Below are 1,780 nucleotides of genomic sequence, written 5' to 3' on the forward strand. Positions count from 1 at the left end.
ACCCTATTGTTTACTGGGCGTTCATGTCGTTGGCGCTGACGCCTGCGACTGCGACGGGTTTTTTCATGGCGTCGCGGCGGAAGGGTTCGCCCAGTTCCTGGTTGATCAGCGCCTCGATCAGGGTGGTGATGCCGTTCTTCTGGTCCTCGATCGCCTGGTTCAGCGCCGCGGTCAGCTCGTCCTGGGTGCGGGCAACCACGCCCTTCAGGCCGCAAGCCGTGGCGATACCGGCATAGGACACTTTGGTGTCCAGCTCGGTGCCCACGAAGTTATCGTCGAACCACAGGGTCGAGTTGCGCTTTTCCGCACCCCACTGATAGTTGCGGAACACGATCTGGGTCACGGCGGGCCATTCCTCGCGGCCGATCGCGGTCAGTTCGTTCACCGCGATGCCAAAGGCACCGTCCCCGGCAAAGCCCACAACCGGCACGTCCGGCTGGCCGATCTTGGCGCCGACGATGGCGGGCAGACCGTAACCGCAGGGGCCGAACAGGCCCGGCGCCAGGTATTTGCGGCCCTCTTCGAATGACGGATAGGCGTTGCCGATGGCGCAGTTGTTGCCGATGTCCGAGCTGATGATCGCCTCTTTCGGCAGTGCGGCCTGAATGGCGCGCCATGCCATGCGCGGGCTCATCCAGTCGGGCTTGGCGGCACGGGCACGCTCGTTCCAGCTGGTGCCGGGATCGTCGTCCTCATGCGTCATCGAGGTCAGTTCCTGCGCCCAGGCCGATTTCTTCTGCGCGATGCGCTCCTTGCGCTCTTTACGGCCTTCGTCGCCGGCAGTGCCGCTCAGCTGCGCCAGAATGCCATTCGCCACCTTGGCCGCGTCACCAACGATGCCGACGCTGACGGCTTTGGTCAGGCCGATGCGGTCAGGGTTGATGTCGACCTGAATGATTTTCGCATTCGCGGGCCAGTAGTTGATGCCATAGCCCGGCAGAGTCGAGAACGGGTTCAGACGCGTGCCGAGGCACAGCACCACGTCGGCCTCGCTGATCAGCTCCATCCCCGCCTTCGAGCCGTTATAGCCCAGCGGACCGGCAAACAGCGGGTGGCTGCCCGGGAAGGCGTCGTTGTGCTGGTAGCCGACACAAACCGGCGCATCCAGACGTTCGGCCAGAGCCTTCGAGGCCTCGATGCCACCTTCGGCCAGAACCACACCGGCGCCGTTCAGGATCACCGGGTTCTTGGCGTTCGACAGCAGCTCGGCGGCCTGCGCGACGGCGGTTTCGCCGCCCGAGGGGCGCTCGAAGTCAACGATGGCGGGCAGATCGACGTCGATCACCTGAGTCCACATGTCGCGCGGGATGTTCAACTGGGCCGGAGCACTGGCGCGTTTGGCCTGCATGATCACCCGGTTCAGAACCTCGCAGACGCGGGACGGGTCGCGGACCTCTTCCTGATAGGCGACCATGTCCTCGAACAGTTTCATCTGCTCGACTTCCTGGAACCCGCCCTGACCGATGGTCTTGTTGGCTGCCTGCGGGGTCACCAACAGCAGCGGCGTGTGGTTCCAGTAGGCGGTTTTCACGGCGGTGACAAAGTTGGTGATGCCGGGGCCGTTCTGCGCGATCATCATCGACATCTTGCCGGTGGCGCGGGTGTAGCCATCCGCCATCATCCCGGCGCTGCCCTCATGCGCGCAGTCCCAGAACATGATCCCTGCCTTCGGAAACAAATCCGAAATCGGCATCATCGCCGAGCCAATAATCCCAAACGCATGCTCAATACCATGCATCTGCAGTACCTTAACAAAGGCCTCTTCCGTCGTCATCTTCAT

1 protein-coding gene is annotated in these 1,780 nt (G+C 63.1%); it reads right to left on the reverse strand.

Features of this window, described 5'->3' with window-relative positions:
- Positions 1-10: 10 nt before the first annotated feature.
- Positions 11-1,780, reverse strand: a 1,770-nt coding sequence (xsc, locus tag ACR0D6_RS22510; protein WP_480767157.1) for a sulfoacetaldehyde acetyltransferase, incomplete at its 5' end; no start/stop codon positions are given.

The sequence above is a fragment of the Ruegeria sp. BJ6 genome (assembly GCF_056537885.1).